Raw genomic sequence first — 8,522 nt, forward strand, 5'->3', positions numbered from 1 at the left:
GGTTGGGGGTCGAGGAGCGCAGCATGAAAGCACATCTTATCGAATCCCTCCGGCCTTTCGCGCTCCTTTGCACCGCTCTTCGGGCCTTTCTGCTCATCGCGGCTTTTGCCGGACCTGTGACGGCTCAGGACAGCCTGTTCTCTTCGGAGGCGCCGCTCGATCCGCGCGCGGCGTTTGCTCTATCGGTATCCCCACAGCCCGATGGTAGCCGCGTGCTGCGTTGGAAGATCGCCGATGGGTATTACCTATACCGCGACTACCTCTCCGTCGAGACGGCCAGCGGGGTGTCAATCCCGCTGGAAAGTGAGCCCGGCAAGCAAAAGAACGACCCGACCTTTGGCACTGTAGAGGTTTACTACGACGAGGCGAGTGCGCGAATTAGCCCCGTATCCGGCGCGCTGAGCATCACCTACCAAGGCTGTCAGGAAGATGGGATCTGCTACCCGCCGATCACCGATAGCCTGCCTGCACTACCGGCGTCGGCTGCGACGGAAGCAGAAGAGCAGGCTTCCGCACCCACGGCCGGCATTACGCTGGCCGACGACTCCGGTCTGGTGGATGGGTTGGTGCGACGCGGCGGCCTGGGCCTCTTATTGCTGGGTTTCTTCGGCTTCGGCCTGCTTTTGGCTTTTACCCCCTGCGTTCTGCCGATGATCCCGATCCTCGGCGGGCTTCTTGCAGGTCAAGGCGAAAGCCTGACCGCACGGCGCGGGCTCGCCCTCAGCGCGGCTTACGTGTTTGCCATGTCCTCGGCGCTGGCACTTCTGGGGGTGGCGGCTGCATGGTCGGGGCAGAACCTTCAGATCGTCCTGCAATCGCCATGGGCGGTCGGTGCCGTGGCTTTGCTCTTCGTCGCTCTCGCAATGTCCATGTTCGGCGTATTCCAGTTGCGCCTGCCGCAGGCTTGGAACGACCGCATGGCCGCGGCAGGCATCGGACGTCGGGGCACTTTTGCCGGGGCTGCCGGGCTTGGCTTCACCTCGGCCCTGATCATGGGGCCTTGCGTGACCGCGCCACTGGCCGGAGCGCTGCTCTATATTGCCCAGACCGGCGATACCGCGCTCGGCGCTGCTGCCTTGTTCTCTCTCGGCCTCGGCCAGGGGGTGCCTCTCTTGCTCCTCGGTGCCTTCGGCAGCCGTGCCCTGCCGCGCGCAGGCCGCTGGATGCGACTGGTGAACCGCCTCTTCGGCTTCATCTTTCTCGCCATGGCCGCCTGGCTGGCGGGACGGGTGGTGCCTCCTGCCGCCGGATTGGCAATCTGGGCCGGGGCCTTGGTCCTGACGGGCGTCTTCCTTGGCGCGCTTGACCGACAGGACGCCGATGCCGCGCCGATCCAGCGACTGCGGCAGGCGGCAGGAATGCTGGCGCTTCTTGCTGGTGGCCTCATGGGAATCGGCGCAGCCAGCGGCGGAGACGATCCGCTGCGTCCGCTCGCGAGATTGACTGGCGGGTCGCAGAATGTGGTCAGTGACAAGGCGATCGACTTCACCACGATCCGATCGGTGCCGGAACTGGAGGCTGCGCTGGCGCAATCGGATCGGCCCGCGATGATCTACTTCACCGCCGAATGGTGCGTCAGCTGCCGCACTATCGAGCGCCGCGTCTGGCCGGATGCCGAGGTGCAGGCAGCGCTTTCGGAAATGCAGGTCATTGCCGCGGACCTCACCACGTTCGACGCAGAAAGCCAGGGTTTGCTTGACCATTTGCGCTCGGTCGGACCGCCGACGATGGTTTTCCTTGACGCGGAGGGGCAGGAGCGAAAGGGCACGCGGCTTATCGGCGAACCCAGGCCTGCCGAGGTGGTGGCTTCGGCGAGGGCGGTGCAATGAACGCGACCTCCATCGGTCCCTTGGTATTCGCGAACGACCGACTGCACGCGGTGATCGCCCTTGCCGTCGTTCTGCTGGTGCTGGAGGTGGTGGGTCGCCGCCGCCCGGCGCTCGCCGGCCCCCTTCACCGCTGGGGCTGGCATTTGTTGGCGTCATGGATCGTCGCGGCCCGGCTTGGCTTTGTCCTGGTCAACCGCGAGGCTTTCGCCGACGCCCCGCTGTCGGCTCTGGCCGTCTGGCAAGGGGGTTTCGAACCGATTGCGGGACTTTTCGGAATTGCGCTCGTGGGCCTCGCCGCGATCGTGAGATGCCCCGCAGTGCTGCGCCCGCTGGCCCTTGTGGTGGTTTTAGCCGGCTCGGCCCAGGCGGCCGCTGGCTGGATCTTCCCGACCGAAGCGCAGGGCAGCCTGCCAAATTTTGCCCTCTCGGACCTCGGCGGCACTCCGGTTCGCCTGTCCGAGACCGATGGACGGCCGATGATCGTGAACCTCTGGGCAAGCTGGTGCCCGCCCTGTCGGCGCGAAATGCCGATGATGATGGAACTGGCCGAGGCCCAGGATGACGTGGTGCTGCGTTTTGCCAATCAGGGCGAACCGGCCTCGGCCGTTGGCCGCTACCTCGATCAGGAAGGGTTGAGTGACACGCATGTGGTGCTGGACGACACCCAACGTCTGATGGAGCACTTCGATCTGCTCGGCCTGCCCAGCACGTTGTTTTTCGACGCCGAGGGAAACCTCATCGCGGCCCACACCGGCGAGATATCACGCGCCGAACTCATCAACCGCATGCAAGAACTTCAGGAGACGGAATGACTTTGAAACCAATGACCTTCGGGGGGCTCGTAGCGATCGCATTTCTGGCGGCCTGCGCCACGCCGCCCGGCGAAGCGCCGCAAGAAACCGCGGCGCCCATGGTTCCCGCCGCCGCAGAGCCCGACCCGCTCTACGGCGCAATGCAGGACAGCGGGCGGACCATCCCCGCAGTCCCCGAAGCGGCGCTGAGCGAACGCAACCGCCGGCAGGAGGTCGACTATTGGACCGATGAGCCCCCCGGCACCATCATCGTAGACCCTTATGCTCGCTTCCTCTACCTTGTGCTCGAGGACGACCGCGCTCTGCGCTATGGCGTGGCCGTGGGCGAACAGGGTCGCGGCTTCGCCGGCGAGGGGGTGATCCCCTTCAAGCGGGAATGGCCGCGCTGGACGCCGACACAGAACATGCTGCGCCGCGACCCCGAACTCTACGGCCCGGTGCGCAACGGCATGGAGGGCGGGCTCGACAACCCCCTCGGCGCCCGCGCGCTCTACCTCTTCAAGGGCGGGCGCGACACGCTCTACCGCATCCATGGCACCAACAACCCCTTCTCGATCGGCAAGGCCGTCTCATCCGGCTGCATCCGTCTGTTCAATCAGGACATCCTCGACCTGCACGAGCGCGTGAAGGACGGCGCCCATGTGGTCGTGCTGAGCGAGAGCGAAAGCGGCAAGGGCACGACGCCACCGGGCCGCACCCCCACAGGCAACAAAACGCAATAGGAGAAATACATGCCCATGATCAAACGCAGAACCTTTCTGACCGGCAGCGCCATCGCAGCCACCGGCGGCGCCAGTCTCTTCTCGCTGTTCCGCACGCCGGCCTTCGCCAAGGAACTGACCGTCGATGACGTGCTCTTCGACCCGGACAACCCGGTGCTCGGCAACCCCGAAGGGGATGTCACCATCGTGGAGTTCTTCGACTACCAATGCCCCTACTGCAAAGCCAACCACCCGCCGCTGACGGAGGTGGTCGAGGCGGACGGCAACATCCGTCTGGTGATGAAAGACTGGCCGATTTTCGGCGCACCCTCGATCCGGGCTGCCCAGCTTGCCCTCGGGGCGGCGTCCCTTGGCCAATACGAAAAGGCGAATACCGCCTTGATGGAGACCGAGGGTAAACTCAGCGATCAGCTGATCGAGGAGACTCTGGAAATGGCAGGGTTCGACCTCGCGGCGCTTGACCAGTCCTATCGCGACGACCGCGGCAAATGGGACGGGCTGATGCGCCGCAACAGCGAACAGGCCAGCCTGATCGGATTGCAGGGCACACCGGCCTTTATCATCGGCACCACGCTCTACCCGGGCAGCATGGATGCGGCGGCGCTGAAAGAGGCTGTCGAATTGGCGCGCAGCTAAACAATGAAACAAGCACTTCAACAGAAAGGAGAATGCAATTGACCATCAGACTTTCCCGCCGGGCCGCAATCCTGACTGGGCTGGCCGGCCTTGCCGCCCCAGCACTGGCACGGGCCGCAGAGCCAGCCCGCCGCAATGCCTCGAGCTTCATGATCCAGCGGTGGCAAGACCACTTCGATGATCTGGGTGTCGGCACGATTGTCGCCGATACCGCCTCGCGCGCCTTGCACTACTGGAATGCCGACGGGTCTGATTATCGCATCTACCCGACCTCGGTGCCGATCTCCGAGGAGCTTACCAAACGCGGCTATACCCGGATCGTGCGCAAGAAGATCGGCCCGGACTGGACCCCCACGCCCAGCCAGGTCGAACGCTTCGGCTGGACCTACATGCCGCCGGGCCCGGACAACCCGCTTGGCACCCACGCGATGTATCTGTCGTGGCCCGCTTATTTGATCCACGGCACCCACGACACCCGCAAGATCGGGCGCCCCTCCTCGGACGGTTGCATCGGGCTTTACAACGAAAAGATCGCAGAGCTGTTTGAGATCACGCCAGTGGGCACTCAGGTCAGGATCATCTAACCTAAACGCCCTCCATGCGCGGGCTGCCCAGCCGATAGGCGCTCAAAGCCCGCGCAACAGCTTACCTCAGCGCCCTTTCTGAAAAGGTCATCCGGGCCATTTCCGGTGGAGCGCGTCAATTACCGCGGCATGTGCATGAACCCGCCCGCCTCCATGTTCGACAAGATGGGAATGATCCGCAGGCAAGTCGTCATGACGATGCGATATGACTTCCGGGTCATCCGCGGGCCATAGGCAGACAGCTACGGCGATACCGAAAGCGGATAGCAGTGCGAGACTCAGGAGCGCGACCGGCGCACCTGCCATTGTCATCAACACACCTGCCAAGGGGTAGGTTACCAGCCAACAGGCATGGCTCAGCGCGAACTGCGCCGCGAAGATCGCGGGGCGGTCTGCTGGATGTGCCGAGCGCTTCAACAACCGACCCGATGGCGTCAGCACTGCTGAATAGCCCGCACCCGCCGCCAACCACGCGGCCAAAAGTAGCGGCCATGACAGACCAAATCCAAGAATGAGGGCGGCGAGCAACAGCAGCGCCGAGGTGAGTATGATTGCTCCGGTCAACATGACCGGGCGGTCTGGCACCTGGTCGAGCAACTTCGGCAGCACGAGTGCCGCGAACATGGAGCCTGCGCCGAATGCTCCCATTGTCCAAGCCAGCGCGGTTTCTGGCAGCCCCAATTCACCGCGCACGAGAACGACTGTGTTCACCAACACCATCGCTCCCCCGGCAGCGGCCGCGAAGTTCAGCGCCAGCAATCCTCGCAAGCGTGGGGTTGCGAGATAGATGCGGATGCCCCGGGTTGAGCGGTCGTAGATACCGCGCGGCTCAGTCGGCGACGGACTCGGCAATATCACCGACACGACCAGCACAGCAGAGGCGAGGAAGCCGACAACAGTGCCGAGGAACAGCGCGTTGTAGGACATTAAAGCCAGAAACAGACCCGCCAGAACCGGACTGACGATGTTCTCGAGATCGTAAGCCAGGCGCGACAGCGACAGCGCGCGGATGTAGCGAGCCTCTTCCGGCAAGACATCCGGGATCGTGGCCTGGAATGTCGGCGTGAAAGCAGCCGAGGCGGATTGCAGCAGGAAGATCAGGACATAGACCTGCCAAACCTCAGTCACGAACGGCAAGGCCAGCGCTACGCCCGCACGCACGAGGTCGAGCGTGACCAATAGCGTCCGGCGCGGAAGCTTGTCGACGAAAGCCCCGGCGATCGGCGCGATGCCAACGTATGCGACCATCTTGATGGTGAAGATCATGCCGAGCACGAGGCCTGCATCTCCGCCTTCCAAGTCGTAGGCCAGAAGGCCAAGCGCCACCGTGGCAAGCCCGGTGCCAAGCAATGCGACGACCTGGGCGAGGAACAGATGTCGGTAGGTGCGATCAGCGAGAATGGAAAGCATGGAATCCCCGTTAGAGATAGCGGGAAATGGCCTTGAGCTCCGCTTTGTCGGTCTCGGAACCCTCGGCGTCGAGGCAATGGTCCATATGGTCGTGGATCAGGGCGCGCTTGGCATTGGCAATGGCACTTTCTACAGCCTGAAGCTGCTGAGCGACATCGACGCAGGGCTTACCGTTCTCGATCATAGCGATGACCGAGCGGAGATGGCCTTCGGCACGTTTCAGCCGGGCAACCACCTTGCCGTGGCTTGCGTGGGGGTGTTCATTTGTCATAGGGTGACGCTATCCTCCCCTGGGGGATAGGGCAAGGTGGTCCGAAAAGGACCGCGAGCGGACAGCGATGACGAGGGCACACACAACAGGACGAAGCTTGCTTGCAGTGTTTCTCTGCACGGCGCTTTCGCTGATGCCGGCTTTTTCCCACGCGCCACTGATCTTCGAGACAATCCAGGACCACGCGGAGATGATTGCCGAGCATGGGCATTCTCACGGGCTGGAAGAAGACCTCGCTTGGGCGATGCACGGCCATGGCCATGACACAGCCGACCACGACCACAGCCAGGCGATCCTGATCGCAGGCCGCATTTCGCAGCCCTTTCAAGGATACTGGGACCTCAAGCGTCCGGATACATCCGATGCCGGGCCCTGGCCCGTTCAAAGGATAGAGCGACCTCCGCGCATCTGATCTCTGCGCCCATGCGGCGCGCGACAAGAGAACAGACAATTTAACGGAGACGAATCTATGACCACTTCCCGTCGGGATCTGTGGCATCCGGGCCCATCTCGGACTGCCCTCCCGTATCTACTGACTTTCGTGGCGCTCGCGCTCAGCGCGGGTGCTGCTGCGGCCCACAACGTTACCGAGGGTGACGCCGGCTACATTCAGGAAATCTGGGGGGTGAACATCATTCCCTTCATGTATCTCGGGGCCAAGCACATGGTGACGGGCTACGACCACATCCTGTTTTTGCTCGGTGTCGTCTTCTTCCTCTACAAGATGCGCGATGTCGGCATCTACGTCAGCCTCTTTGCCGTGGGGCATTCGGCCACGATGCTGCTTGGCGTCTGGTTCGGCTGGGGCATCAACGCCTACATCATCGACGCCATCATCGGCCTCTCGGTCGTCTACAAGGCGCTCGACAACCTCGGTGCCTACCAGCGCTGGTTCGGTTTCCAGCCGAACACCAAGATCGCGACGCTGATCTTTGGCTTCTTCCACGGCACCGGCCTCGCGACCAAGATCCTGGACTATGACATCGCTTCCGAAGGGCTCTTGGCGAACCTGCTGGCCTTCAACGTTGGCGTGGAACTGGGGCAGATCATGGCGCTGGCCGTGATCCTCATCATCATGGGCTTCTGGCGGAAGTCTCCGAACTTCTTCCGCCAAGCCTACACCGCCAATGTCGTCATGATGGCGCTCGGCTTCATTCTCATGGGCTACCAGCTCACCGGCCTCTTCGTGGCCACCTAATTCGACAGGAGAACTACAGATGTTTAACGCAGAAAAACCCAGCCTCGACGAACTCCCCAGCTCGAAGCAACTCATCCGTTCCACCGTGATCGCCGGGGCGTCTGCCGTGGCGATCCTCGTCACCGTGGTGCTGCCTGCCGAATACGGCATCGACCCCACCGGCCTCGGCCGGGCCATCGGCCTGTCCGAGATGGGCGAGATCCAAACCCAACTTGCCGACGAAGCGGAAGCCGACCGGCAGATGGGCATGGCAGGTGAAGAGCAATCAAACCTGCTGAATGAGGTGCTTGGCCTGTTCGTGGGTGCCGCCCATGCGCAGGAAATGGCCGCCTCCGAAGCAGCCGAAGAATGGCGAGATGAAACCACCTTCACGCTGGCACCCGGCGACTCGGCCGAGTGGAAGCTCGTGATGGACGCCGGACAAACCGCGGAATACCGCATGCTGGTCGAAGGTGGACGCGTCAACTTTGACCAGCACGGCCACGGCGGAGGAAACTCTGTGACCTACGAAAAGGGTCGTGGCTCGACCGGGTCCGAGGGCGAGATCGTCGCTGAATTCGACGGCGAACACGGCTGGTTCTGGCGCAACCGAGACAGCGCGGACGTTACCGTGACGGTCCGGGTCCGTGGCGAATACGCTGAGTTCAAAGACGCCAGCTGAACCACTGCTGCCGTTCGTGCGTTGCGCGGCGAACGGCGTGTGTGGATGGCTCCTGCATAGCAAGACATTTTTGATCTGATTTGTGCATTTGTCAGAAGCAGTCATGTGTCCGGCCTGTTTGCGCGGTTTTGACCGCTGGCCCTGATGGGTTCCGCAAACCAAGTTCCTATCAGCTTTACGGGCTATTATGCCCGCGCCATTCGGCGGAGTGTCTTGGCTTTGGCGGCAGACTTATGCACCATCATCTCGCGGGTCTTGCTAACTCGTTGTTCCTTTCGTCTCAGGCTACAGTGCGTGGGCTGTAGGGTTCGTTGCGGGTAAGCACTGCCCAGACGATCCGGGCGGTCTTGTTGGCCATGGCGACGGTTGCGACACGCGCAGATTTGCGTTCAAGCAAGG

10 protein-coding genes and 1 pseudogene are annotated in these 8,522 nt (G+C 62.8%); 8 read left to right on the forward strand and 3 right to left on the reverse strand.

The features are described 5' to 3' along the window. Positions 1–23 precede the first annotated feature (23 nt). From dsbD to A3722_RS04235, 5 genes are read left to right on the forward strand one after another with little or no spacing between them, the layout of a single operon-like run. Entirely contained in the window at positions 24–1,829 is a 1,806-nt protein-coding gene (dsbD, locus tag A3722_RS04215) for a protein-disulfide reductase DsbD (protein WP_067623608.1), read from the forward strand. Beyond that, the gene (locus A3722_RS04220; protein ID WP_067623605.1) at positions 1,826–2,641 is read left to right on the forward strand and encodes a TlpA family protein disulfide reductase; all 816 of its coding nucleotides are present in this window, start codon (positions 1,826–1,828) and stop codon (positions 2,639–2,641) included. The genes dsbD and A3722_RS04220 overlap by 4 nt, the downstream gene beginning before the upstream one ends. After that, a complete protein-coding gene (locus A3722_RS04225; RefSeq protein ID WP_067623602.1) occupies positions 2,638–3,363 on the forward strand; it encodes a L,D-transpeptidase in 726 nt (241 codons plus the stop codon). The genes A3722_RS04220 and A3722_RS04225 overlap by 4 nt, the downstream gene beginning before the upstream one ends. A 9-nt stretch (positions 3,364–3,372) precedes the next feature. Continuing rightward, positions 3,373–3,999, forward strand: coding sequence for a DsbA family protein (locus tag A3722_RS04230; RefSeq protein WP_067623598.1), 627 nt, complete (start codon positions 3,373–3,375; stop codon positions 3,997–3,999). Positions 4,000–4,031: 32 nt separating this feature from the next. Continuing rightward, complete coding sequence (locus A3722_RS04235) at positions 4,032–4,583, forward strand: L,D-transpeptidase (protein WP_067623595.1); 552 nt, start codon at positions 4,032–4,034, stop codon at positions 4,581–4,583. An 87-nt stretch (positions 4,584–4,670) separates the two neighbouring features. Here A3722_RS04235 and A3722_RS04240 read toward each other — a convergent pair whose 3' ends face one another. Together A3722_RS04240 and A3722_RS04245 are read right to left on the reverse strand one after the other, a co-directional pair. Beyond that, positions 4,671–5,993 (reverse strand): MFS transporter, encoded by a 1,323-nt coding sequence (locus tag A3722_RS04240; protein WP_067623592.1) that lies wholly within the window; start codon positions 5,991–5,993, stop codon positions 4,671–4,673. 10 nt (positions 5,994–6,003) lie between these two features. Beyond that, entirely contained in the window at positions 6,004–6,264 is a 261-nt protein-coding gene (locus A3722_RS04245; RefSeq protein ID WP_067623590.1) for a metal-sensing transcriptional repressor, read from the reverse strand. A 133-nt stretch (positions 6,265–6,397) separates the two neighbouring features. Here A3722_RS04245 and A3722_RS24250 point away from each other — a divergent pair, with 133 nt between their 5' ends. The 3 genes from A3722_RS24250 to A3722_RS04260 are packed head-to-tail and all read left to right on the forward strand — an operon-like array spanning position 6,398 to position 8,123. After that, positions 6,398–6,676, forward strand: coding sequence for a hypothetical protein (locus A3722_RS24250; RefSeq protein WP_161487422.1), 279 nt, complete (start codon positions 6,398–6,400; stop codon positions 6,674–6,676). A 57-nt stretch (positions 6,677–6,733) separates the two neighbouring features. After that, positions 6,734–7,462, forward strand: coding sequence for a HupE/UreJ family protein (locus tag A3722_RS04255; RefSeq protein ID WP_150119990.1), 729 nt, complete (start codon positions 6,734–6,736; stop codon positions 7,460–7,462). 19 nt (positions 7,463–7,481) lie between these two features. Further along, entirely contained in the window at positions 7,482–8,123 is a 642-nt protein-coding gene (locus A3722_RS04260) for a transmembrane anchor protein (protein WP_067623584.1), read from the forward strand. Positions 8,124–8,403: 280 nt separating this feature from the next. On the opposite strand, the pseudogene A3722_RS23835 reads toward A3722_RS04260, so the two are convergent. Next, positions 8,404–8,522, reverse strand: a pseudogene (locus A3722_RS23835) (IS110 family transposase); the annotation flags it as partial.

Source organism: Sulfitobacter sp. HI0027 (assembly GCF_001634775.1).
Classification (GTDB): domain Bacteria; phylum Pseudomonadota; class Alphaproteobacteria; order Rhodobacterales; family Rhodobacteraceae; genus Sulfitobacter.